Here is a 25,920-nt window from a genome sequence, read left to right as displayed (position 1 = left end):
ACTGACCGCCCTTTTTTGTGGGTTTTGGCAAAGACGTCCTGAGGTTTACTCGCGCCGCTCGTAAGCTTCCAGCGTTGCTTTCAGGTAGCGCGTTTTTGCGGCCTGCCCTGGCAACTGTTGTGCAAGCGCGGAATAAAATCCGATATTGCCCTGGTTCAGGTAGGGCCCCAGGTTTTGCGCCAGCGCGCGGGACGCAGAGAGGGAACCAGAGCGCAAGGTGTACTCATACAAATCGCGAACCTCCGTCTCCAAAGACGGGTAGCGTGCGAGTTCCGGCAGCGCCTTGGCGAACAACTTTCCATCCGCGGTATCCACCAGCGCCGAGATCAGTGCCTGCGCACTCCGCCTGTTGGGTTCTTGTTGCGCCATGAAATCGACCGCTTCTGCCTGCACGTGACCATTCTTATGGGCAAGCAGCTCAGCGATCAATTCTGCCAGCTGTGCATCGAATCCCGCAGTGCCGGCAAACTCCCTGTCGAAATCACGTAATTGCGCTATCAGCATTTCGCCCTGTAAAAAGAAACCGGCCCGTGGGTCGCTGTTATCCTGCGGACAGCTATCTGTTTCGTCACAAGAGAGCAGGCTCAGGATTTCAGCGGCGGCACGCTCGCGCTGCTCAATGCGCGCATTTTGCTCTGGTGCCACTGCCGCGAGTGCCGTTGAGCTTTCCGTCGCTACGCGCTGGGGCGAGGGTTCGGCAGCTGCAGGCTGGGCGGCCTGCGTGGGCTGGCCTGCAGATTCTAACTGCGCGGCGCCGTGCCCCAACCAGAACGCTGCACTACCGAGGAAACCCAGTACAACCAGGGAGAGTAAAATACGCTTCATAATTACTTACCCTCCCAGATCCGCAGGCGGCGCAAGCCCCATGCCCCGCAAAGTATCAACAGTAGCCAGCTAGGCGCACCGCCGCTGCTGCCACCGGACGCTTGCTCCGGTGCAGGCGTGGAACCATTATCCGTTGAGGTACCCCCGGTGCTGCCAGAGCCGGAATCGGAGGATGCCGACACATACTCCGCCCAGTCAGCCTGGGTATTTCCTCCGAGCAGCTGCCCGCCATAAATGTACCCGGTGATTCCCGCATCGTTGATCTTGTAATAGATATGGTTTTCCACCCCCTGCACCAGTACTTCATCTACCAGGTGCTCGGTGGCTGCCTCGACCTTCCCTACCTCGGCACCTCCGGGTGCGTCCTCAATTTTGATACCGTCACTGTTCAGCACACGCAGGGTATCACCGGGCTGCGGCACTATAACGTCACCCAGGTTCGCGTGTTCCGCTGCAAGCGCCCACTCGTCTTTGTCACTTGCGTCGCCGCCATAGATATAGCCCTCGACATCACCGACGCGCACCCGATAATAGCGGTGCAGCTCAACCTGGTCGCGCACCACCATATCCAACACCTGATAGAACTGACCCACCTCGGTATCGGCACCAGTGTCGGTACCCCCTGGTGTTTCTCGCAGGTTGATACCCTGCACAGTCTGGATGGTCTGCCCCACCTTGCGCAGCTCACCCAGAGCGGTGTCCCAGCACTGGTGGCGATCCTGTATGCTGCGATTAATGCCGTCCGTGGCTGCGGCGCTAGGGTAAATAGAGCTAATTGCAATTACATCGTTTTGCAAAGCGACACAGATAAAGTCTTCCATCTGTTCTACACAGTCGAGTACGCTGCCGTCGTAAAGGCAGGACTCGCCGGACTCCAATCGCACGACCCGCCCTTCCCAGTTAACACTATCGTCCGGGTCGATTGCCTGAATACCAGAGCAACCCTCAGCTGCCTCTACGAAACAGACAACATCCAGCGCAGTGACATATTCCGGATTCGACATCAGGTTGAGCCAGCTCTGGTTATTGTACTTTTCGATGTAAGCCTCATCGTTGCGATACCAGACATCACTCGAGTCGGTCCAGCGGCAACCCTTGCTCGGCCCTCCGTTGTACATGGAGTAAGCCGAGCGTGCGCGAGCGACCCAATCGCCGTCTGGCACACAGGCCTCGGTCGCTGCGTCCTGCCAGGCAGTGTAATAGATATCCATGGCGTAGCCGAGATTGGCAAATATCTGCCAGCCTGCGCCATTTTCCAGCGCATCAAAATGCCAGCGATCATCCACCTGCATCATGCCGTGTCCGTGGCCGCTATCGCCTCGGATCATTTTAAGCCGCGCGTCTTCCACCGCTTCACGATAATGGCTCCAGAAGGTTTCCTGCTGGGCCACCGCCAGCATCGCATGCACCCAACTCTCGGCCTCACCCTCCGCCGGGTCCTTGCGCTGGCTCAGGTAATACAGCGCGGACTCGCGGATCACTGAATGCATCTCGTCCATATAGCGCGCGCGCTCACTGGCACGATCCAGGCCATCGTTGAACACCAGTGGACCAAAATTCTCATAGGTAAACCGTGGATCCCCCCACGGATCCAAATCACAGCCTGATGGCACGCGGCCATAGTTCCACTCGCCACCCACGCGGTTCTCGCAGAGGTAGTAATCGGGCGTGTTCCAGGGAGCAGCCTGTGCTGCCGCACTAACCAGCAACAGCGCGCCAGCGAGGAAACCGAGGTAAGGGTTTATTTTCATTATTTGCCTCCAGAGACAAGCTAGCGGGGTGCCTTGCACCCCGGGGTACCGCTGACTGAAGCGCTAATTTCCCCAAACACCCGGGAACATATCGCAATGGAATATTTTATTCTCGTGAAGGCATTTTGCGCGACTCTCAGGAATAATTCGAGAAAAAATTATGGAATCTGCGAAAAAACGAGGATTCGAGATGAATTAGGCGCCAAGGTTTGCCGTGCGGTGCAATAGTTTGCCGGCAGCGACCGCCGTGGGTAGCGTTATAAACCCAACTTCCGCTGAAGAGCCCTGCGATGCCCCGAGCCACTGAGCCGTTCCCGCTCACGCGCTACTACCTGCCGGTCGGTCTTGCCATCGTGGTTCTCGTCGCCGTCAGTGAGTGGCTGCTCGCCTCCTGCGTATTGCTGCTGGACGAACCGTCCAACGACCTGGACATCGAAACCCTGCGCGCCCTGGAAGAAGCCCTGCTGAGCTTCCCCGGCTGCGCCATGGTGATCTCGCACGACCGCTGGTTTCTGGACCGGGTTGCGACACATATCCTGGCGCACGAAGGCTACAGTAATGTGGCGTTCTTCGAGGGCAACTACACCGAGTACCACGAGGATTTCGTGAAGCGCAACGGCGAGAATGCCATCCCGCACCGGATGCAGTACAAGAAGATCAAGACCTGATCGGTCTTCGATAGAACGAAAAAGCCCGCAACGCTTCAGTGGCGTTGCGGGCTTTTTTATACCCCGGGACCGAGAAGCTTCAGCTCCGCAACCCCGCTATCAATTACTTCCCCCACGGCGAAAAAAGGCAGCCCGAAGTCTGTCGGCGAGAAAAGTTGCAGTATTAGATCGCCGTTCACATAACGTAAAACTAAAGGAAGGCTGAATGCTCCCCTCACGATAGTGTGTCACGAGTGTATATTGCCCTGCCCTACCGGTTTGAGTAGGGTAACAGGTTCAGAATAGCAAGGCAGACCGCGCAATGATCCCTCCTCCCGGCACGCAGTTTCCACTCAAACGCTACTACCTGCCGGGTAGCCTGGTTGTGCTGGCATTATTGGGTGTCAGCGAATGGATCATCACCACCTGGCTGTCACAGGACAGGCTTCTACTGGGCTCGATCGCCAGAATGTTACTGGCTACTGCACTGGTAGGCATATGCTGCTATCTCCTCTATTGCCGGCATCGGCGACTCACCGATCATCTCTCGTCTATGCTGACCCACCAGGAGAGGCTAAATACCCAGTACCAGCGCGAGCTACTGGAGCGGGAGACTACGGAATTGGCACTGTCTGACCAGCTACAGTTCCTCCAGATCCTGATCGACGCCATCCCCGCACCCATTTTCTACAAAGATGCCAACGGCATTTACACCGGCTGTAACCGGGCATTCGAGGAATTCCTCGGCAAGCGTCGCGAAGAAATTGTCGGCCGCTCGGTGTATGGCGTCTCGCCGGGACCACAGGCACAGGTGTATCACGAGAAAGATATCGAGCTGATGCGGCAGCGCGGACAGCAGGTTTACGAGTCGCAGGTGGTCTATGCGGACGGCACCCTGCACGATGTCATCTTCAACAAGGCCGCCTACGAACTGGAAGATGGCCGACTCGGAGGGCTGATCGGTGTGATTCTGGATATCACCGATCGCAAGCGCCTGGAGCGGGACCTGATCCAGGCCAAGGAAAAGGCCGAATTTTTCAGCCGCTCGAAAACCGAATTTCTGACCAATATGAGCCACGAAATCCGCACTCCGCTCAACGGGATCGTGGGTTTCAGCCAGGTACTGCTCAACCGCAGTGCCGGCGGCGGGCTACCGCAGGAGTTTCGCGATTTTCTGGAGAAGATCGCCATCAGCGGCCAGGGGCTCGCAGAACTGGTCAACGACGTGCTGGATATTTCACGCATCGAGGCCGGGAAAATCGAAGCGGTTGCAGAAGATTTTCAGCTGCGCGGCCTGATCCAGTGCATTCTCATTTCCTGCGAATCCCAGGCTACCTGCAAAGGACTCCACTTCCACTGCGAAATCGACCCGGTCCTCCCGGAGTTCATCTGCAGCGATCGGGGCAAGCTTTCCCAGATACTGATCAACCTGATTGGCAATGCCATCAAGTTTTCACCCGCTGAAGGCACTATTGAAATCCGGATTCGCTCTCAGCGGAAAGACCATCAGAAAGAACAGATTCAGGATCTGATCTGTATCGAGGTCATCGATAGCGGCATTGGTATTCCTGAAGAGCAGCAGGCAGTGGTCTTTGAACCCTTTGAGCAGGTGGACAAGTCATCCGACGGACAGGCGCGCGGCACAGGCCTGGGGCTTCCCATCACCCGCAGTCTGGTGGAGCTGCTCGGTGGTGAAATCAGCCTGCAGAGTGAACCCGGAGTGGGCACCTGCTTTCGGGTACTACTACCATTGCGAGAAGGTTGCCCGGTCCCAACGCTGGGCAGCACCAATGACGCTTCGTTGGTGGGCCTGCAGGGGATAAGCGCGCTTATTTTCGAGGACAACGCTCTCAACCAGACACTGATGCAAGCCTTTTGCGATGACCTAGGGGTAAACGCCACCTTTGTGGCCAATGGTCGCGAGGGAATTACATTAGCGCGGAAACTACGCCCGCAACTGATATTCATGGACGTACAGATGCCCGGCCTCAGCGGTCTGGAAGCCACCCGGGAAATTCGCCAAATTCCGGAAATCCGCAATACACCAATTATCGGGCTGTCTGCGGCCGCTTTCAGCGAGCAGCGAAACGCGGCGCTGGATGCCGGTATGAATGAGTACCTGACAAAACCCATCGTACTTCCGCAACTGATTACCACCATGCAGAAGCACTTGGGGCTACATACGCCGCCGGTGCAGATTGATTAGGGGGCGAAACCTCACCCCCTGATAGTTGAACAGACAAATCGTTTACTGACAGCTACCGCTAAAACAGTCGTCCGAGTGGCCGAAGCCAATCACACCGCTGCAATGCATGACTTCGGAGTAGGAACCTCCACCGCACTCGCCATTGCCATAGGTGGCAGTGTTGTAATCCATGTCTTCCGCCTGGCGGATTTCGCCATTGACCTGGATGTAATCCAGAATCACATCGCGACCGTCACCATCGTTGGTAAATTCCACATCCACATTACCGAACGCGCCGCCGATATAGGTGTAGTCCTGGGCACTGGTACTCAGGGTCCAGTTCGCAACCGCGGTACCACCGACAATCAGGTTGATCTGTTCACTGCCGCTGGTGCCGCGGGCGCGAACCACAATATTGTCGGACGAACCACCAGAACTGCCGCCAGAACTGCCGCCAGAACTGCCACCGGATGAACCTCCGCAGTCGCCACTGAAACAGGCACCGGTACCGCCAAAGCCGATTACGCCGCCGCAGTGCATGGTTTCAGAATAGGAACCGCCGCCGCATTCGCCGTTGGCATAAGTGGCGGTGTTGTATTCCATATCTTCCGCCTGACGGGTTTCGCCGTTGACGTACACATAGTCGAGAATCACATCGCGGCTGCCGCCGTCATTGTCGAATTCCACCTGCAGGTCACCGGCGGCACTGCCGGAATAGGTGTAGTCCGCATTGCTGGTGGCCAGGTTCCAGTCGGCAACCACATTGCCGCCGATACGCAGATTGATGTGCTCACCACCGGCCACACCCCGGGCACGCACGACGATGTCCGTACTGGAAGGCGTGCTACCGCTTGAACTACCGCCAGAACTTCCGCCCGAGCTGCCGCCGGAACTTCCACCACTGGTGCCCAGCGTGATATTGGAATTACCGCTGCTCTGGTAACCCTCGGTAGCCATCACCATGTAGTCGTGGGTACCCAGGTTCATACCATGACTGGCCCAGGCGTCGAAGTGGTTACCCGCGGTGATGGTGCCGCCAGTACGCTTCTGCTGACGCACACTCCAGTACTGATAAAACGTGGAAGAGTCACCTTCGATAGACGGCTTGTTGACCCGCTGGGTACGGTAGATATCGTAAGTGCCACCGTCGGTATTGACGGTGCCGTAGTAGGTCCCGCTTTCGCCGGGACGATAGGAGCCCCAGTTATCCACAATGTAATACTCGACCAGCGGATTGCGAGTCCAGCCGTACAGAGTGAGATAACCGTTGCCAGAAGGGTTGAAGGTGCCGGAATAATTCACGGTGCGGCGTCCGCCCGGGTTCCAGCCCTTGCCGCCCACCCAGTTGCCGGTGTTGCTCCAGGAGGAGCTGTAGTTACCGCCGGCACCCAGGGTCATCGACACGGTGCCGGGGGCATCGGTCCAGAAGGAATAAAAATAGCCGTTGTGGTTGCCGGTCTGGTTGGAGGTCAGGGTCTGAGCGTCGACAGCGGAAAATCCGAGCGAAGCAATTACGCCAAGGGCAAAGACGGACAGAGTACTCCTGCGCCGACGCTGATCTTTGGGTGTGTTTTTTGGGTACATCCAGTCAAACGGTTTGCGTAGATTTCTCATCTAGTCGCTTCTCCATGTTGTGGGTCTTTATTGTTTTTGGGAGAGGTCCCGCTGCGCGCGATCGCGGGAAATGCCATCTCTTCGAGCCAACATGTTAGCGCTACCAAAAATGAGCCCAAGACAACGGCAAGTCAACACGTGAAGACAGAAAGGCGTTAATAACCACCACGCGGCACGCTAAGCCACGGTGAAAAGAGACGCGATTCACAGGCTGGAAAATTGGTGTGGGGGAGGAGTTATGCGTATTACCGGACTCTGTCCCTCGAAACAGGATCAGGGCGCCACGTTAAATGGCTGCGCTCAGACACCGAGGGAAAGACAGGTGAGCAAAGCTGTTATGATCTTTTTCATAGAAAACCGAACTCAGTCAATCTCAAACCGCCCTGGCGACAAGTATCGAGGCCTCACCGCATATGAAAACCGTGGCGATTTTTATTGATGTTCAAAACGTGTACTACACCACCAGGCAGGCATTTAGCTGTAATTTTGACTACAACGAATTCTGGTCGAGAGCGACCAAAGGCCGGCAGGTTACCAAGGCAATTGCCTATGCCATCGACCGGGGCGACAGAAAGCAACGTGAATTCCAGAACATACTCCGGGCGATAGGATTTGAGGTGAAACTGAAACCTTTTATCCAGCGTGCCGATGGCTCTGCCAAGGGAGACTGGGATGTAGGCATCACCATCGACGCGCTCGAATACGGGACAGACGCCGATGTGGTCGTTCTGGTATCCGGCGATGGGGACTTCGACCTGCTGGTGAAGAAATTGCGATCCGATGGTAAAAAAACCGTAGAAGTCTATGGTGTCGCCGCACTGACGGCGGGCTCATTGATCGATGCGGCGAGCGAATTTATCCCGATAGAGAATGATTTACTGTTGCGCTGAAATGGTTCAGGCAACCGTCGTATCCCCTGGCTGTCGCGCCCTCACTTTATGCCAGTTCTACCTCATCTTTATGTTGCTGTTGACCCCGTTGAGCTACGCCCTTTTGTGCTATGCCCTTTACAGCAGTCTCCGCAAGATTTCCGACGACCACACGATTCCGTCCGTCCGCCTTGGCCTGGTAAAGTGCCTTGTCCGCGGATTCGAATAATTGTACAGCGGCGCCAATACGGCTGTTTTCGGAACTCGCGACACCGATGCTGATTGTCAGCGGAACGCCGTCAAAACCGGCTTGTGCCACTTCCCGCACCAGTCTTTCTGCCACCGTTTGTGCGGCCTCGATACTTGTGCGCGGCAGCAGCACCGCAAATTCCTCTCCGCCATAACGACAGGCGATGACCGGTTTGCGCACCTGTCGCTTGATCAACTGGCCCACCGCACGCAGTGCCGTATCACCACTGGCGTGGCCCAGGCAGTCGTTAATGGTTTTGAAGTGATCCAGGTCGAGAATCAGAAGTGCGAGGGGAGTGCCATTGCGCTTAGCAAGACCGAACTCCCGCGGTAACTGTTCGTCGAAGTAGCGCCGATTGAAAAGACCGGTCAACTCGTCGATATAACCGCGTCGCTGAAGTTCGCCGACCCTGGCACCCAGCGCCAGGGAAAGTAAAACCATTTCGACCAATGCGCCGACCTGGAACGCGTTATGGGTAAAGCTGTTGTGTGGCACCAGGCCAAATGTTTTCAGCATATAAATGACGACGCTCACCAGTAGTGCCGTCCAGCCCACCAGGAAGTAGCGCGCAGGAACGGACCCCTGGAGCAGGCTGATCACCCCCATCACCATAAACAGAATGGAGAGTAGCAGCGTCAGGATAGCCAGGGTGAGGATCATCGGGCCGTAACTGACAAAAGGTGCGATCGCGGTCAGGGGTAGCAGTACATACAGGAACAACCGGGCAACTCTATCGATGCGCGGCGCGAGCCGTGGGCCGGAGCAGACGGTGCGCACAAACTGGATGCCAAAGATCAGGGTAAAACCAAGCAGAATCACCAGGCTCTGGTTGGCCAGCCATGGACTCCCCGGCCACAGGTACTGGAAAGAGACACCATTGTGTACGCCAAAGTAGAGGCCGTAGCTGATGGCGTACCCCATGTAATAGGCGTAGGCCCGGTCCCGCACCGCCAGAAACAGGAACAGGTTATAAATCACCAGCACCAGAAATCCGCCGTAGTAGATTCCCAGCAGGATCTGCTCCTTGCCCAGCTGGGGCAGAAATGCGGTTTTGCTGCTAACACTGAGACCGATATTCATCGATCCTGCGGTCTGGTAGCGCAGATAGTAGGTCTGGGTTGTGTTGGCCGGCAGGGTAACGGGAAAAACGAAGTCGCGCAGGTTTAGCGGGCGAGACTGGAAAGGCCGGCGGTCGCCGGTCGCAATGTGTGTCCAGCCACCCTCCGGCGCCGGGTGCCAGAAGTCCAGCTGGTCAATCAGAGGATAATCCTGGCGTATGACCAATCCCACGGGCTTTGCCGTGGGATTCTGCAGGGAAAAGGCCACCCAGTAGGCGGCGTTGCTGAAACCGAAATTGGCGCCCTGACGGTCAAGCGGTTTCAGGCGCTGCTGAGATTTCGCCGTGCGCACCCCCTGGAAATCAAGGGTACCCTGCTCGTCTGCAAGAATTCTCAGGTGCTCGGTCAGACTCTGGGCCGCCTGCGCCTCCCCGATGACAAACGGCTCGGCACGGATAACCACTGAAAGGGAAATCAACACCAGACCCCAAATCCACCTTGAGAAATGCATCGCAGTCGCTTCCCCGTATTTATTCTTCTGATAGATACGGGGAGCTTACCACAAAGGGCATGAATGCCCGTGAGATCAGCACGACATCAGTTTTTTAGAGCGACCACCAGCACCGATTTTGCCGGTACTTCAAGCTGCAATGCGCCGCTGCCTTCTGCTTCCGCCTGATAATCCCCCGGTACAATCTGGTTCGGTGCGACAAAGGTATTGTGGGCATCCATCGTGTCCGCGGTAATCAGCCGGCCGTCTGCGCGCGTCAGCTCCAACCCTTTCACGTCCACCGAGATATTTTGTGACTGATTCGGGTCCAGGTTCACTAGAGATAGGTATATCTGCCCATCCTTTCCACGCGCGGCGGAGGCGCTGATGCCGGGCAGTGACTGATCACCCACGCGATAGCTGCTCGGATTCTCGATTTCAAATGGCAGCGCCGTTGCATCCTGAAATACCTGGTAAAGATCATACACATGGTAGGTGGGGGTCAGGACCATCTTTTCCTTGTCCGTGAGAATCATCGCCTGCAGCACATTTACCATCTGCGCAATGTTGGTCATGTGCACACGGTCCGCGTGCTCGTGAAACACGTTGAAGTTCAGCGCCGCGACCACGGCGTCGCGCAGGGTATTCTGCTGGTACAGGAAGCCGGGCTCGCGGCCCTCTTCCGGGTTATACCAGGTGCCCCACTCATCTACATAAAAGCCAAGCTTTTTCTCCGGATCATTCTTGTCCAGAACCTTTTTGTTCAGGCGGATAAACTCATCCATGCGCAGGGTCTGCCACAGGGTCGCAAACCACTGATCTTCCGGAAAACCGGTGGACTCCCCTTTATCGTCCCAGTTAGCGGTGGGCAGGGTATAGAAGTGGAAACTGATTCCATCCATCTGACGCTGGACATTCTTGCTCAGCACGTCGGTCCAGGAAGTATCGGTGGTGTGGCCACCACTGGCGACAAACTTGGGTTCGCTGCCACGCGGGGTCTTAAGAAAGGTGGCGAAATGGTTGTACAGGTCCGCGTAGTACGCCGGGCGCATATGGCCCCCACACCCCCAGGCCTCGTTGCCGACACCGAAGTAGGCAATCTTCCACGGCGCGTCGCGGCCGTTCTTGCGCCGCTCTTCCACCACCACGGAGTTGCTGGTTCCGGTCATGTACTCCAGCCACTCGGCCATTTCCCGCGGGTTGCCCGTGCCGAGGTTGCCGTTAACGTAGGCCTCAGCACCGAGCAGCTCGACCAGTTCGAAAAACTCATGGGTGCCGAAGGCGTTGTCTTCTTCCACTCCGCCCCAGTGGGTGTTGACTCGCACCGGGCGCTGATCGCGTGGACCGATGCCATCGCGCCAGCGGTATTCATCGGCAAAGCAGCCGCCTGGCCAGCGCACCAGCGGCACATTGATTTCCCGCAGCGCCTCGATCACATCGGTGCGGAAACCATTGATGTTTTCGATTTCCGAGTCTTTGCCGACCCAGATACCCTCGTAAATCCCGCGCCCCAGATGCTCTGCAAACTGCCCGTAGATATCGCGGTTGATCGTGGCCCCCGGCCGGGTGCTGTCGATGGTGATTTTTGGATTATCTTCCGCGGCAAATACAGAAAACGTAAGGCTGACCGCGACAACGGCAAAATAATGTTTCAGCTTCATGCTTTTCTCTCCATTATTCTTATTAATAAAAAAGTTCACATAAAAAGGATGGCCGCCGTGCGCGTGTGTTTGGTGCGCTTCCGGCGCTGCCGCTGCGATGGACGTAATCCAGCGGCAGGCGCAACCGAGCGCCCGGGTAATCAGTTTGCGAATGTCATCGCTAATATGGTTATCGTTGTAATCGTGTCTGTATTCGGAGCGTCTCGAGTGCAATTGCCCCCAAGCCTGCTGCCAAGTCGAAAACAATACTATTATACTACTAATAACCTAACAACTCCGCCACACCGTTTCCGGCCGCCTCCCGCGATGAGCGCGTCTGGCTCTGCACCCGTGAAAACATCGACAAGGTGCCCACCGGTGAACAGCGGCCGGAGGCGGACCATTTCTTTGCCGGCACGAGTCCTGTCCGCCTCTGGGCCCTTTTTGCCTGTAACAACCTTCACGCATAAAAAATCCCCGCGCGGCGTAGCCGGGCGGGGATCCTTGCTGTAAGCGGCGTCTTTCAGGCTGGCTTCAGCTCCTCGACCTGTTCCAGTATCTGTGTCGTTGTAAAGCGGAATCCCATTACTCCCTTGAATGGCGTCTGGAACACGAACAGGTTACCCGCCTGCCACTCGCGATCCAGGGTCCACTCGTTGAGGGATTCTTTCGCAGTGGTCACAAACATCATATCCATATTCGGTCCACCAAAGGTGACACAGGTGGGCTGACTGACAGGCACGGGTACCGCACCGTCCAGCTTGCCATCGGGTGAATAACGCTGGATGCGCGCGCCACGCCACTGTGCGGACCACAGGTACCCATCGGCATCGACCGTGGCGCCATCGGGGTAGATACCAAACATGGTGCGGGCAAACAGTTCGCGCTTGCCGAGATCGCCACGACGGGCGTCAAATTTGTACCGGTAAATGCTTCGGCGGGGTGAATCGGCGAAATAAAAATGGCTGGAATCCACATTCCAGCAACAGCCATTGGAAATAAATACATCCTTTTCATGCTCGCTGACCACGCCATTCGGCTCCAGGCAATAGAGCACACCGGCAGCTTCCTCGCGGCCATCTTCCGCCATGGTGCCCGCCCAGAAGCGGCCCTCGCGATCAATTTTTCCGTCGTTGAAACGCAGGCCGCAGCCTTTTTCCAGCAGGGTTTTCTGCCACAAGATCTTGCCGCGACGGTAGTCAAACAGGGCGAAACCGGTTTCGAAGGCAGCCACGATGCAGTTTTCACGGTCGGTAAAGCCGAAGGCACACAGGCGCTCGGGGGTGTCGAACACCTCCAGTGCTCGCCCCGGCCAGGTGAGGCGGTAAAGCTTGCACTCGTGGATATCGGTCCACCAGACACTCTGTTCTTTGTGATTCCACAGTACCCCCTCGCCAAGGGTATTGCCGACTTGGATTGCATCTATGCGCTGTACTTCGAGCATGCGCGCCCTCTTTTATTATCGTCTTTCAATATCAAGGCAATTTGTGTGCCGCCCGCGGTCAATGGGCCGCGGCACTCGCCTGGCGCCGGGTCAACAGGCGCTGCATGCCAATAAAGGCAAACAGCAGCAGGCCAATCACGATCTTGGTCCACCAACTGTTGAGGGTGCCATCAAACGAGATATACGTCTGGATAACCCCCATGATCAGCACACCAATCAGGGTGCCCACCACATAGCCGGAACCGCCAGTCAACAGGGTACCACCAATCACCACCGCCGCAATGGCATCCAGTTCCATTCCAACCGCGGCCAGAGAATATCCTGAGAAAGTGTAGAAGGAGTAGACAATTCCACCAAGCGCGGACAGAAACCCACTGATGGCGTAAATACTGATCGTGGTACGGGCCACGGGCACGCCCATCAGCTGCGCGGACTGGGCACTGCCGCCAAGGGCGTAGATGAAGCCCCCGAGACGACTGAAATGGGCCAGCACAATGGCCGCCGCCAGTACCGCAAACAGGATCAGGGTAGAGGCGCCCACCCAGGCGCCACCGGGCAGCAACCAGCCGAAATCCGCCACCGTATCGTAAAACGGGTGATCGATAGGGATCGACTCCTCGCTCAGCGTGGTCGCCAGGCCACGGGCCAGAAACATACCGGCAAGGGTGACGATAAATGGCTGCAGCTTGTAGTAGTGGATCAATGTACCCATGGATGCGCCGAACAGACCACCGCCGATCAACACCAGCGGGAATACAACCAGCGGGTGCATCTGCAGTTCGCCGATCAACAGGCCACATACAACGCCGGTGAGCGCAATCACCGCGCCCACTGACAGGTCGATACCACCGGAAATGATCACGAAAGTCATACCGATGGCGGTAATTACCAGAAATGCGTTATCAGAAAACAGGTTGGCCACCACGCGGGTACTGCCAAAACCGTCAAACTGAAAGGCACCCACCAGGAACAACAGCACAAACAGCGCGGTGGTCACATACAGCGAGGTGAATCTGGAGTTGGCCAAGGAGTTCATCATGCCTGCGCTCCCCCATTGTCTTTGTTTTTCTTGAACTGCGAGAAAAGCGCGGCCATCTGTTGCTGGAACAGCGGGGACTGCAGCAGTAACACAAAGATCACCACCACCGCTTTGATCAGCAGGTTAAACTTCGCCGGCAGGCCACTCATGATAATGGTGGTACTCAGGCACTGGATCACCAGCACACCGATGATGGACAGCAAAATCGAGAAACGACCACCCATCAGCGAGGCACCTCCAATCACCACCGCGAGAATCGCATCCAGTTCAAGCCAAAGGCCCGCGTTGTTGGCGTCCGCCCCCTGGATATCGGCTGCGGCAATCATGCCCGCGAGAGCTGCGCATACGCCGGCAATGCAGTACACCATCATCTTTACCGCACGCTGATTGATACCGAGGTAATAACTGGCACCGGCATTGCAACCAACGCTTTCCACAAATAGTCCCAGTGCGGTCTTGCGCATCAGCAGTTGCACCAGCGCAAACACAATCAGCACCAGCACAATGGGGAACGGCAATCCGAGAAATGAGCCGGTCCCGAGAAACGCGAAGGCGTCATTCTGGAAAGTAACGATCTGCCCGGAGTTGATCAGCTGGGCAATACCGCGCCCGGCCACCATCAGGATCAGTGTCGCCACAATGGGCTGAATGCCCATATAACTCACCAGCCCACCGTTGACCGCGCCGGCAATGAGACCGGCGGCAAGGCCCGCCGCAATCAGCAGAAAGATACTGTCCACACCGCCGACTATCAGGTTGGCACATACGGCACCGGCAATGGCCATGGTCGCTCCCACCGACAGGTCGATACCGCCGGTCGCAATCACCAGGGTCATGCCGATGGCCAACAGCGCCACCGGCGCACTGCGGTTCAGTACATCGATCAAACTTCCGTAGAGTCGGCCGTCATGAATCTCGATATGGAAGAACTCCGGCGCAATCGCCAGGTTGATGGCCAGTAGGCAGAACAGCCCCAATGACGGCCACAGGTAACGCCCGGAAATATTCGAGAACCGCTTCTCTCTGGTTGGAGATACAGGCTGCGCTATCGCAGCGGATTGAACATTACTCACTTTACGCCTCCGCAATCGCCTGCATGATGTTGCCTTCGGTAATATCGTCGCCCTCGATCTCCGCCACCTTGCGGCGATCGCGCATCACCGCGACCCGGTCGGAGAAGGCCACCAGCTCGTCGAGCTCGGAGGATGTCACCAGCAGCGACATACCTTCACTGCAGAGTTTTTTGATCAACTTGAGGATTTCCGCGTGGGCACCGATATCCACCCCGCGGGTTGGCTCGTCCAGCACCAGCAGCTGTGGATTGGTAGCCAGCCAGCGGGCAAGAATCACTTTCTGCTGGTTGCCACCACTCAACTGTTCGATGGGCTTTTCTGCATCCGGGGTGGCAATCTGCAGCTCGGCGATAAACTTGTCCGCCAGCGCCTGTTGCTCTGCCCGGCTGATGGGGCGCCACCAGCCGCGGCGGGCCTGTACTGCCAGGGCAATATTTTCGCGAATGGACAGGGGGCCCACGATACCGCTGGTTTTGCGATCTTCCGGACACAGCGCCAGGCCTTCGGCAATGGCTTCCGACGGCTGACGAAAATGTTGCTCGCTGTTTTTGAAGGTAAGAGTACCGCTCGTTTTTTTGTCTACACCGAATACCGCTCGACAGACCTCTGAGCGCCCGGCACCCAGCAGGCCGGCGAGGCCTACCGCCTCACCGCGGCGCACGGTCAGGTCGGTGGGGTGCAGGGAACCGCGCACTGCCACCTGTTTCAGGTCCAGCAGCGGTTCGGCAAGCGCGCTCTGCTGCCGTGGACCGTCAGCCTGTGCCTTGGTTTCCGCCTGCAACTCCTTGCCCAGCATGTGTCCCACCAGCGCACTGCGGGGCAGTGTGGCGGCTTCGAACTCCCCCACCAGCTGGCCGTTGCGCAGCACCGTGATGCGGTCACACACCGCGTACACCTGATCGAGAAAGTGGGTAATGAATACGATCCCGATGCCCTTGGCCTTCAGCTCGCGCATCACGCCAAACAGCTGCTCGCACTCATCGGCATCGAGACTTGCGGTGGGCTCGTCCAGTACCAGTACCTTTGCGGACATATCCACACCGCGGGCAATGGCAATCAGTTGCTGTATCGCCACGGAGAAGCTCGACAGCGGGCGGGTCACGTCGATATCGAGATCAAAACGCTTGAGCACTTCTTTCGACTGGCGATTGATGCGCTTCCAGTCGATCAGCCCGAACTTCTTCGGCTCGCGCCCCAGGTACAGGTTCTGCGCCACCGTAAGATTGGGTAGCAGATTCACTTCCTGGTACACGGTGCTGATACCCACGGTTTGCGCATGGGCAGTGCTTTTCAGTTTCAGCGGCTTGTCCAGATAAGTCATGCTGCCGCCGTCGCCTTCCAGCGCACCGGTCATGACTTTTACCAGCGTGGACTTGCCGGCCCCGTTTTCACCCAACAGTGCGTGGACTTCGCCCTCGCGCAGCTGGAAGTCGACGCCATCCAGGGCTTTCACACCCGGATAGTGCTTTTCGACTTTGCTCAGACTTAACAACGTCATGGCTCACACCCGTTTGTAATCTCGAGCGCTAGTTAATTGCCGGCGCGCTTGGCGTATTCTTCAGCGGCGGTTTCCTGAGTGAACAGGTCGCCAGTCGTGGTAATCAGCTTCTCCACCTTGCGGTCGCCTTTCAGGTAGGCCTCGATCACATCGAATGCCGGCGCACCCAGGTGCGGATTGAGCTCTACGGTGGCATTGGCATCGCCATCCGCCATGGCTTTGAAATAGTCCGGCACGCCGTCTACGGACACCACGAGCATATCTTCACCCGGCTTCAGTCCCGCTTCCTTGATCGCCTGAATGGCACCGAGGGCCATTTCGTCGTTGTGGGACCAGAGTGCGCAGATACCTTTACCGCTGTTCTCGGCCTTGAGCATGGCTTCCATCACTTCTTTACCCTTGGTGCGGGTAAACTCACCGGTCTGGCTGCGCACGATCTCGGAGTTGGGGTATTTGGCGATGACTTCGTTGAAGCCCTTCATTCGGTCGATAGCCGCGGTCGCACCGACGGTACCCTGCAGCTCGAGGATCTTGCAGTTGCCTTCGGTTTCATCCATCAGCCACTGGGCCGCGCGACGACCTTCTTCGACAAAGTCGGAGGCGATGCGGGTAAGGAACAGAGACTGGTTTTTCACGTCGACATTGCGGTCGAGGATGACCACCGGAATACGCGCGCGCTTGGCTTCGCGCAGTACCGGCTTCCAGCCGGTTTCCACCACCGGGGCGATCATGATGGCATCGACGCCCTGGGCGATAAAACTGCGCACGGCTTTGATCTGGTTTTCCTGCTTTTGCTGGGCATCGGAAAACTTGAGCTCAATACCACGCTTTTCGGCTTCGGCTTTTACCGATTCGCTGAAACTGGTACGCCAGCCACTTTCCGAGCCGACCTGGGAAAAACCGATGGTGGTTGCGAGCGCGCTCTGGCTGGCACACAGGGCCAGTGCAAAAGCGCCGGACAGGACTCGAGAGATCTTCATATCGGACTCCTCATCACTTTGGATTGTTTATATTTATTGTTGAGAGCTGAGCTCCCATTTTTGCTCCGTCCAGTTTTTCTGAACGAACACTAGGTACTGCAATGCGAAGCTCCCGGTGCCGGGGAACTGTTCGCGAGACCTTCCGCGAGAGGGACCTCGCGGAAGAGCCCCCAGGGATGGGTTCACGGCGTGTCTCGTGAACAGTTCCCCGGCAGCGGGTGCGCCACTAGAGCCCGATGGCCTGTACCCCGGGCCAAAATTCAAATCGTCACTCAGCAGAAAACTGATACACCGTTGTCTGCCGGTACTCTTCTCCCTTCTTCAGAATGACAGAAGGGAAATTCTTGTGGTTGGGTGCGTCCGGAAAACCGTGGGTTTCCAGGCACAGGCCTGCGTACTGACTCATAGGGGAGCCGCTGTCGCGGTTCCGGCTGCCGTCCAGAAAATTACCGCTGTAGAACTGTACACCGGCTTCGCTCGAAATAATTTTTACCGAACGACCGGATGCGGGATCTATCAGGGAGGCGATCGGCTTCAGCGTCTTGCCTGCGGTCTCGTCGACTACCCAGAAGTTATCGTAGCCACCCGGCCACCATTCGATATCCGCACCAATTTTCTTGCGCTTGCGGAAGTCTACCGGCGTGTCAGTGACATCCAGCAGTTCTCCGGTGGGGATTAACTGCTCGCTCAAACGCAGCAGGTGATCCGCATGGATTTCCAGCTCGTGTTCCAGAATGCCGTCGCTGCCTGCCAGATTCCAGTAACAGTGATTGGTCAGCGCCACCGGTGTATCCGCATCGGTAACCGCGCGGTATTCCAGTGTCAGTGCATCGTCCTCATCCAGACAATAGGTCAGCTCGATATCCAGGTTGCCCGGGTAACCACCGTCACCATCTGCACTCACGCAGCGGAAAGTGACCGACTGGAAGCGCGCGGCCGACTCGCTCTGCACTACTTGCCAGCGCTTGGTGTGCAGTCCTTCCGGACCGCCGTGCAGATGGTTTTCGCCATCGTTCGCCGGCAGCAGGAAGGTTTCCCCATCCAGCTCAAAGCGCGCGCCACCAATCCGGTTGGCGACGCGGCCAGCGGTTACGCCCAGGTACCATAAATTGTCCAGCCAGTGCTGGGGGTCCGCATAGGTCAGCAGGATATTATCGCTGTGACCGTAGCGATCTTTGGTGTGGATTGAATACAGACTGGCGCCGAGATCACACAACGTGACCCGGGTACCGCGGTTGTTCTCCAGAGTAACCAGTTGCAGCGGCCGGTTGCCGCTGCCGATCGACAGCTCCGAAGTTTCAATCCCTCTGGGCATAATCAGTTCAGATTGCATCACTGGTTTTTTCACCGTTAACAAGACGGGCAATATTCAGCGGGTTGCTGTTTTTCAGTGCGTCCGGCAGCAGCGCTTCCGGGTAGTTCTGGAAGCAGATGGGGCGCACGAAACGGGCGATTGACATGGTGCCTACGGAGGTGAAGCGCGCATCCGTGGCCGCCGGAAAAGGACCGCCGTGCATCATGGAGTGGCACACTTCCACACCGGTGGGGAAGTTGTTGCATACCACACGGCCCACTTTCTGGCGCAGGACCTCCACCAGGTCGTCATAGTTGGCCAGTTCGGACTCAGTACACTGCAGAGTACCGGTCAGCTGACCTTGTAGCGCGGAAACCGCCTGCAACAGCTCTGCGTGATCGCGACATTTCACCACCAGAGACATGGGACCAAATACTTCTTCCTGCAGCTCTTTGTTGGCGAGGAAGTTTTTCGCATCCACAGTCAACAGGCCAGCCTGACAAGTGAAACCCTTTTCACTGCCGGCGGCTTCACCCGCAGCAACCTGCTCGACACCTTCCTGGTCGCGCAGGCGGGCAACACCACTCTGGTAGCCTTTCAGGGTGTTCTCGTTCAGCATCACACCACAGCCCACTTTGGCCAGGGCATCGCTGGTGGCACTGATGAAACGGTCCAGCTCTTCGCCTTCAACCGCCAGCACCAGGCCGGGGTTTACACAGAACTGGCCGGTGCCCAGTGTCAGGGAACCGACAAAGCCCTCAGCAATGGTTTCGGCCTTCTGTTTCAGGGCTTCCGGCAACAGAACCACCGGGTTGATGCTGCCCATTTCCGCGAATACCGGAATCGGCTCGGGACGGGCATTGGCCAGGTTAAAGAGTGCCATGCCACCCTGCAGGGAACCGGTGAAGCCAACCGCTTTGACGCCAGGCGCCTGGACCAGCTCGGCGCCGACACGACGACCGGAACCCATGATCAGTGAGAATACGCCGGCGGGCATACCGGTGCTCTTTACGGCCTTGTCGATGGCCTGGGCCACCAGCTCGCTGGTGCCCGGGTGGGAATTGTGTCCCTTCACAATCACCGGACAACCGGCGGCAAACGCCGCCGCGGTGTCCCCGCCAGCGACGGAGAACGCCAGCGGGAAATTGCTCGCACCGAAGACCGCAACCGGTCCCAGGGCCTGATTGAATGAACGCAGATCCGGGCGCGGCAGCGGCTCGCGATCCGGCATGGCGGTATCGATGCGCGCATCCAGGTATTCGCCCTGGACGATCCAGTCGGCGAACAGGCGCAGCTGACCACAGGTACGGCCGCGTTCACCCTGGGCGCGGGCCAGCGGATATCCTGTTTCAGCGGAAACACGCTCCAGCAATTCATCACCAAGGGCCATTATTTCGTCGGCACAGGCATTGAGAAATTTAGCGCGCTTGGCCGGGGCCAGGTTGGCAAACTCGGTGGCACAGGCGCTGGCGGCGTTGACCGCTTCAATGACCTGGAATTCATCGGCGGCAGTAATCGCCGGCTCGAGATTTTCGCCAGTAGCCGGGTTCACGCCGTAAAACGAGTCAGCGCGGCCATCGGTCCAGTTGCCTGCGATCAATTGCTTTCCGGTAATGGTCATTCAACTTCTCCTAAAAACATTTTCGATTCGAAATGGAATTGTGGCGATCACGTCGTAGCCACAGGCCATTTCTAGATCCAGCCGCCATCTACGATAAAATTCTGGGACGTACACATGGACGCGTCGTCGGAAGCCAGAAACAGCGCCATGGCACTGATACTTTCCGGCATCAGTGGGTCTTTCACGCTCTGCCCCTTGTCGATGGCTTCGCGGGCGCTCTCGTCTATTCGTTCGCTCAGCTGCTTTTCCGTCATGACCCACCCAGGCACCAGGCAGTTCACACGGATACGATCCGGGCCCATGTCGCGGGCGAGGCCGCGAGTCAAACCTTCGATGGCGGCCTTGGAGCTGGTGTAACCGGGCATACCGCCCTGGCCCGCGTGCCAGCTCATGGAACCGAGATTGATAATGGAGCCAGCGCCCAGTTGTTTCATATACGGGTACACGGCCTGTGCCGCGAAGAAGTGGTGACGCATATTGACCGCGAGACATTTGTCCCACTGCTCGGGGGTCACTTCGCGGAAATCGTGACGGGTATCGTTGGCGGCGTTGTTGATCAGCACCGAAATGGGCCCCAGCTCTTCGGCAGCCTGGGCAATCACCGCCTGCAGGCGCTCAACATCCGTCAGGTCACAGGGGTAGAAACGTACTTCACCGGACTTGTCTGCACTGCGCAGGCGCTCAACCAGCACGTTGGAGACTTCTTGCTGGATGTCCACAAAAGCGACCCTGGCACCCTGTTGAAAAAAGGATTCCACCAGGCTGGCGCCGATTCCGGAGCCACCGCCGGAAACAAAAACTGTCTTGCCTTTGAGGCTCGGGTATTGATTGGTCAGCGTCATCATTCGCTCGCTTTATTCGTTGTTGCACTCACCCTCTACGGGGAATTGCGTGGGTTCATGGTGAACCCTGCCTACAGATATAACCAGAACGCCCGATGAAAAAAGGCGCCCCGAGGGGCGCCGGGAGTCAAATGTGATAAACCGGATTAAGGGTTACCTGTAGAAAATCTTAGACACCTTTTCAAGTGCTCCGCACCAGCACTGCTTGCCAGAGATCAGTGAGAGTGCGGCGGCACTTCCGAGCCACGGCAACCCACCAGGAAGTCGAAGTCACATCCTTCGTCCGCCTGCATTACGTGATTGCGATACATGGCTTCGTAGCCACTGGTGTTGGCAATGATCTGGTTAGATTTGAGATTTTCCAGGCGCGCGGCGATCTCCTCATCGGAGACCTCCAGATGCAGTACACCATTGTGCGCATCCAGGTGAATCATGTCGCCATCCTGGACCGCAGCCAGCGGGCCGAACTCCATGGCCTCCGGCGCGGTGTGCAGCACCACGGTACCGAAGGCAGTGCCACTCATGCGCGCGTCGGAAATACGCACCATGTCTTTGACACCTTTTTTCAGTACTTTCGGCGGCAGCCCCATGTTGCCCACTTCCGCCATGCCCGGATACCCCTTGGGACCGCAGTTTTTCAGGACCATCACACAGGTTTCATCAATATCCAGATCGGGGTCCACCACGCGGGACTTGTAGTGCTCGAAGTTCTCGAACACCACCGCGCGGCCGCGGTGGTTCATCAACTCCGGGCTCGCCGCGGACGGCTTCAGCACCGCGCCACGAGGCGCAAGGTTGCCACGCAGGATACAAATACCACCGTTCTCCACCAGCGGATTGTCCAGCGGGCGAATAACGTCATCGTCGTAACAGGGAGCATCCTCGACATTCTCACCAATGGTCTTGCCATTGACGGTCAGGCAGTCCTTGTTCAATGCGCCTGACTCGCCCAGGCGACACAGCACCGCGGGCAGGCCACCCGCATAATAAAACTCTTCCATCAGGTACTTGCCGGACGGCTGCAGGTTCACCAGGGTTGGCACTTCGCGACCTTCTTTCCAGTCGTCCAGGTCCAGGTCCACACCGATGCGACCAGCGATGGCCTTGAGGTGGATGACCGCATTGGTGGACCCACCGATGGCAGCGTTGGTGCGAATGGCATTAATGAACGCCTCTTTGGTCAGCACCTTGGACAGGGTCAGGTCTTCGTGAACCATGTCCACAATACGCATGCCGGAGAGGTGCGCCAGCACATAGCGACGGGAGTCCACCGCCGGAATCGCGGCGTTGTGCGGCAGGCTGGTACCCAGGGATTCCGCCATACACGCCATGGTGGAGGCCGTACCCATGGTGTTACAGGTGCCGGCGGAACGGGACATGCTCGCCTCGGCGCTCAGGAATTCATGCAGGGAGATATTGCCCGCTTTGTATTCTTCGTGAGCCTGCCACACCAGGGTGCCAGAACCGACGTCTTTGCCCTTGTGCTTGCCATTCAACATCGGGCCACCCGTTACCACGATGGTGGGCAGGTTACAGCTGGCAGCGCCCATCAGCAGGGCCGGTGTGGTCTTGTCACAACCGACCAGCAACACAACGGCGTCCAACGGGTTGCCGCGGATCGCCTCTTCGGTATCCATCGCGGCAAGGTTGCGGGTAAACATGGCGGTTGGGCGCAAATTGGATTCGCCGTTGGAGAACACCGGGAACTCCACCGGCACGCCGCCGGCTTCGATCACGCCCTTTTTGACGTGCTCGGCGATTTTGCGGAAATGGGCATTACACGGAGTCAGCTCGGACCAGGTGTTGCAGATACCGATGACCGGCTTGCCCTCAAAATGATGCTCGGGGATCCCCTGGTTCTTCATCCAACTGCGGTACATGAAACCGTTTTTGTCTCGAGTTCCGAACCAATTGGCCGACCGCAGGACCGTCTTTTTCTTATCACTGGCCATTACCAAACCCCACCTATTCCCTCATAGGTATTATTGTATGATTTATTAATTTGAGGGACAACTCCCGACTGCTCAATAGCGACGGAATTGCCAATAAGGACCGGCGCTTACCTCTTATTTCTTTTCAGGCTCGACTCATGCGCTGGCAGCAAGAAAGCCATTCACACTCAGCCAGTGCATAAAAGCATCAAACCAGCGATTGCTGGTGCGGTTGGGATTGCCCAGACCGAAACCGTGTCCGCCATTCTGGTAGAGATGAAACTCCACCGGCCGCCCCGCTTCGAACCAGGACTTGACCACATCGAACTGGCCGCGAAAGAGAAAGTCATCCGTGGCGATCACATTGAACATGGGCGGAGCGTCCGCTGGCACTTCGACCGGTCCCATACCACCATAGACAGGCCCGATAAAGGCCAGATCCATGGTCTTGGAGTTGAGCGCAGAGTGCATGGTGAGCCCGGCCCCGGCCGAGAATCCGATCATACCCAGGCGATCTGTATCCACTCCCCACTCCGCGGCGCGTTCAACAATCAGGGCATAAGCAGCCTCGGCATCCTCAAGCTGATTGGACAGGTCCCAGCGCGGCGGCGTCGCCGGCTTTTCGTCTTGTTTCTCACCGTCCGGGGACGCGCCCGCTTCGGCGAAGAGCTGTTCCATTGACTCCCGGAAACCATCGAGCGACTCCGGTGTCGGCTGCAGGCGGTACTTCAACACAAAGGCCGCAATACCCTGCTCGGCAAGTGCCTCCGCCACCTCCCAGCCCTCATTGCCGAGGGACAGCCACCTGAAACCGCCGCCGGGCGCAACGATGACCGCCGCACCATTCGCTTTGTCCGGTTCGGGCAGAAACGGAGTGAGGGTTGCGGTGGAGATATTTCTCGCCATCGGATCGCCCCACTGGCGGAACCAGGTCTCGGGCGCAGTCTGCCCCTCGACACCGCCCGTCCCCAGTGGGATCGCCTTGGGCTCTTCGGGAGCTTCCAGTGGATAGATTGTCCCGTCTTGTGCCATCGAGTTCGTAGCAAAGGCGAACGAGGCTATAGTGAGCAAGAGTAGTGAGGCGAGCGTTTGCATTCTTGTAAGATTCATAAAAGACATAGGTAATGATTGTGAAATGAAAAGTTGTGTTCTCAGTCTTGCCGCTTTTCCCCGTATAGCGCCAATAGAAAATCGCCAGCTGCTGAAGCATCCTGAATCAGTGATCGATCCCGATAAGCCGCACCATTTAAATAGGAATCCGATTTTGTCCTGCGCCAGAAAAGCGGGGCCGACCCACGCTCTGCCTGCAACTCCAATACATAGCTTTTTCCCGCTATCAACACAGGCTGACGGGACTTGTTCAGTTGCAGCTGAAGTAACCCCGGCGCCTGGGGTTTGTAATTAATTCTCAGCCTATCCGCCGATCCCAGAAGATTTTTTCCCACCGTGTAAGAGTGTGCGCGTCCTTCACTCGCGCCGTCTTCGTCGAGCTCATACAGTGCCAGAGTCAGGGGTTGATCTGCCGTAGTTCCAAAGCCATCCCCGACATACAAGCTAATTTCACGCAGCTTGAAATCCGCGTCGGGGCGGAATGCCTGGCCGAGCGTTGTGGCCCCGTTCTCATTACGGTTAAAGCTCTCTGAGGCAATTGCCATCTGGTAAGGATTGGTGGTGGTCTGCAGTATCGGTGCGCCTTTCCACTGCTTGGCAGCAACGCCTGTATTCTGGGTGACAGACAGGTCGCTCGTTACCGAGACCAATGGGCCCGCGGGGTTGAACACTGGCGCTTGAAAGGTTTTGGACGGATCAGGGGCGACACTGATCCCTTCCTTTGTCTGGGTAATCGGCTTGATGGTCCCGTCGTCGTTGTAATGAAGGTATTCAACGGCAACCGACCGCCTGCCCATGGCTCCAGGCAAGCCATCTATCGAAAGCTTGGCGTCGTGATAAAAGAAGTACCACTGGTCCTTGTATTCGACGATACCGGGATGAATCGTAAAACTGTTCTCCGTGCGATCGGTGAGAATGCCCTGGTACGTCCATTCGGCCGCGATATCGGAGGCCGTGGCATAGCACATTTTTTCAAACATATTCTGATGCGCGAAACAGGGATAGGTCAGGTAATAGTGACCATCACGCTTGTGCAGCCAGGGGCCCTCGGTATAGTTGGGCAAATATATTTCCCGGATGGGCCCGTCGAACTCGATCATGTTGGGCTTTAGCCTGGCCAGGTACAGGTGCATATTGCCCCAGGCAATCCAGGTGGTTCCGTCGTCATCCGTAAATACCGTCGGATCGATATCGTCCCAGTCGTGTGGATCCTCCGGTGTCGGGGTAATTGCGTCGTGAGCCAGGGCGGAGCCTTTCGCATCCTTGAACGGCCCCAATGGGTTATCCGCAACCGCGACGCCTATGGCTTTCGAATTGTGCGGGGGGCCGTGCTCCACTGTGGTGTACAACCAGAATTTCCCGTCTTTTTCGATCACTTGTGAGGCCCAGGCGTCCCGGACTGCCCACGCAAAATCCGTGGGTTTCATAACCGGACCGTGATACGTCCAGCTCTCCATATCTGTGGTGGAATAGACCACCCACTCGGTAATGTTGAACATCTGGCCTTCGCCGGCTTCATCGTGGCCGACATACAGGTACAGGGTATCGCCGACAACCAGAGGCGCCGGATCGGCGGTAAAGATGTTTCGGAAGATCGGGTTTTCGCCAGGCTTGTACTCTTCCGCAATTGCGGAGGTTGCCAAAGCGGCAAGCACTGACAGCACGAATAACTTTCTAACCGCTTCTATTTTTTTCATAGTCATACTCGTACAGCGCCATCGAGATCCATACAACCTCGGCTGCCAAAACCAATGTCTGC

18 protein-coding genes and 1 pseudogene are annotated in these 25,920 nt (G+C 57.2%); 3 read left to right on the top strand and 16 right to left on the bottom strand.

The annotated features are described in order from the left end of the window. Nucleotides 1-45 precede the first annotated feature (45 nt). Together GTQ55_RS03465 and GTQ55_RS03460 are read right to left on the bottom strand one after the other, a co-directional pair. A complete protein-coding gene (locus tag GTQ55_RS03465) occupies nt 46-825 on the bottom strand; it encodes a hypothetical protein (protein WP_161857481.1) in 780 nt (259 codons plus the stop codon). 2 nt (nt 826-827) lie between these two features. After that, nucleotides 828-2,576, bottom strand: a complete 1,749-nt coding sequence (locus GTQ55_RS03460; protein WP_161857480.1) for a hypothetical protein — start codon at nt 2,574-2,576, stop codon at nt 828-830. Nucleotides 2,577-2,971: 395 nt separating this feature from the next. Between GTQ55_RS03460 and GTQ55_RS03455 the strand changes: the two are divergent. Both GTQ55_RS03455 and GTQ55_RS03450 read left to right on the top strand, forming a co-directional pair. Further along, a pseudogene (locus tag GTQ55_RS03455) lies at nt 2,972-3,244 on the top strand (energy-dependent translational throttle protein EttA); the annotation flags it as partial. Nucleotides 3,245-3,545: 301 nt separating this feature from the next. Further along, nucleotides 3,546-5,429, top strand: a complete 1,884-nt coding sequence (locus GTQ55_RS03450; RefSeq protein WP_161857479.1) for an ATP-binding protein — start codon at nt 3,546-3,548, stop codon at nt 5,427-5,429. Between the two features lie 42 nt (nt 5,430-5,471). On the opposite strand, the gene GTQ55_RS18035 is transcribed toward GTQ55_RS03450, so the two are convergent. Then, nucleotides 5,472-6,992 (bottom strand): glycoside hydrolase family 11 protein, encoded by a 1,521-nt coding sequence (locus GTQ55_RS18035; protein ID WP_161859988.1) that lies wholly within the window; start codon nt 6,990-6,992, stop codon nt 5,472-5,474. A gap of 443 nt (nt 6,993-7,435) precedes the next feature. Here GTQ55_RS18035 and GTQ55_RS03440 point away from each other — a divergent pair, with 443 nt between their 5' ends. After that, the gene (locus GTQ55_RS03440) at nt 7,436-7,912 is read left to right on the top strand and encodes a LabA-like NYN domain-containing protein (protein ID WP_161857478.1); all 477 of its coding nucleotides are present in this window, start codon (nt 7,436-7,438) and stop codon (nt 7,910-7,912) included. A 46-nt stretch (nt 7,913-7,958) separates the two neighbouring features. Here GTQ55_RS03440 and GTQ55_RS03435 read toward each other — a convergent pair whose 3' ends face one another. The 13 genes from GTQ55_RS03435 to GTQ55_RS03375 form a co-directional block, all read right to left on the bottom strand. After that, nucleotides 7,959-9,710: a diguanylate cyclase gene (locus GTQ55_RS03435; RefSeq protein ID WP_161857477.1), complete on the bottom strand. Its 1,752-nt coding sequence runs from the start codon at nt 9,708-9,710 to the stop codon at nt 7,959-7,961. Between the two features lie 86 nt (nt 9,711-9,796). Further along, a complete protein-coding gene (locus GTQ55_RS03430; protein ID WP_161857476.1) occupies nt 9,797-11,350 on the bottom strand; it encodes an alpha-N-arabinofuranosidase in 1,554 nt (517 codons plus the stop codon). A 502-nt stretch (nt 11,351-11,852) separates the two neighbouring features. Further along, complete coding sequence (locus tag GTQ55_RS03425; RefSeq protein ID WP_161857475.1) at nt 11,853-12,773, bottom strand: SMP-30/gluconolactonase/LRE family protein; 921 nt, start codon at nt 12,771-12,773, stop codon at nt 11,853-11,855. A gap of 58 nt (nt 12,774-12,831) precedes the next feature. After that, the gene (gene yjfF, locus GTQ55_RS03420; protein WP_237567804.1) at nt 12,832-13,812 is read right to left on the bottom strand and encodes a galactofuranose ABC transporter, permease protein YjfF; all 981 of its coding nucleotides are present in this window, start codon (nt 13,810-13,812) and stop codon (nt 12,832-12,834) included. Next, nucleotides 13,809-14,885 (bottom strand): ABC transporter permease, encoded by a 1,077-nt coding sequence (locus GTQ55_RS03415; protein ID WP_237567803.1) that lies wholly within the window; start codon nt 14,883-14,885, stop codon nt 13,809-13,811. The genes yjfF and GTQ55_RS03415 overlap by 4 nt, the downstream gene beginning before the upstream one ends. 1 nt (nt 14,886) lies before the next feature. Further along, nucleotides 14,887-16,383 carry a sugar ABC transporter ATP-binding protein gene (locus GTQ55_RS03410; protein ID WP_161857474.1) on the bottom strand — a complete coding sequence of 499 codons (1,497 nt, stop codon included), beginning with the start codon at nt 16,381-16,383 and terminating at the stop codon, nt 14,887-14,889. A gap of 32 nt (nt 16,384-16,415) precedes the next feature. Beyond that, nucleotides 16,416-17,363: an ABC transporter substrate-binding protein gene (locus GTQ55_RS03405; protein WP_161857473.1), complete on the bottom strand. Its 948-nt coding sequence runs from the start codon at nt 17,361-17,363 to the stop codon at nt 16,416-16,418. A gap of 268 nt (nt 17,364-17,631) precedes the next feature. Continuing rightward, a complete protein-coding gene (locus GTQ55_RS03400) occupies nt 17,632-18,678 on the bottom strand; it encodes an aldose epimerase family protein (protein WP_161857472.1) in 1,047 nt (348 codons plus the stop codon). A 7-nt stretch (nt 18,679-18,685) separates the two neighbouring features. Beyond that, nucleotides 18,686-20,278, bottom strand: coding sequence for an aldehyde dehydrogenase (NADP(+)) (locus tag GTQ55_RS03395; RefSeq protein WP_161857471.1), 1,593 nt, complete (start codon nt 20,276-20,278; stop codon nt 18,686-18,688). A 71-nt stretch (nt 20,279-20,349) separates the two neighbouring features. Next, nucleotides 20,350-21,123 (bottom strand): SDR family NAD(P)-dependent oxidoreductase, encoded by a 774-nt coding sequence (locus tag GTQ55_RS03390; protein ID WP_237567802.1) that lies wholly within the window; start codon nt 21,121-21,123, stop codon nt 20,350-20,352. Nucleotides 21,124-21,335: 212 nt separating this feature from the next. Continuing rightward, the gene (locus GTQ55_RS03385) at nt 21,336-23,072 is read right to left on the bottom strand and encodes an IlvD/Edd family dehydratase (RefSeq protein ID WP_161857470.1); all 1,737 of its coding nucleotides are present in this window, start codon (nt 23,070-23,072) and stop codon (nt 21,336-21,338) included. Nucleotides 23,073-23,207: 135 nt separating this feature from the next. After that, complete coding sequence (locus tag GTQ55_RS03380) at nt 23,208-24,083, bottom strand: alpha/beta hydrolase (protein ID WP_237567801.1); 876 nt, start codon at nt 24,081-24,083, stop codon at nt 23,208-23,210. Between the two features lie 119 nt (nt 24,084-24,202). After that, nucleotides 24,203-25,858, bottom strand: coding sequence for a glycoside hydrolase family 43 protein (locus GTQ55_RS03375; RefSeq protein WP_161857468.1), 1,656 nt, complete (start codon nt 25,856-25,858; stop codon nt 24,203-24,205). Between the last annotated feature and the right edge of the window lie 62 nt (nt 25,859-25,920).

This window comes from Microbulbifer hydrolyticus (assembly GCF_009931115.1).
Taxonomy (GTDB): Bacteria; Pseudomonadota; Gammaproteobacteria; order Pseudomonadales; family Cellvibrionaceae; genus Microbulbifer; species Microbulbifer hydrolyticus.
The sequence above is the reverse complement of the archived record's forward strand: the minus strand, read 5'-3'. Positions and strand labels throughout refer to the sequence as shown.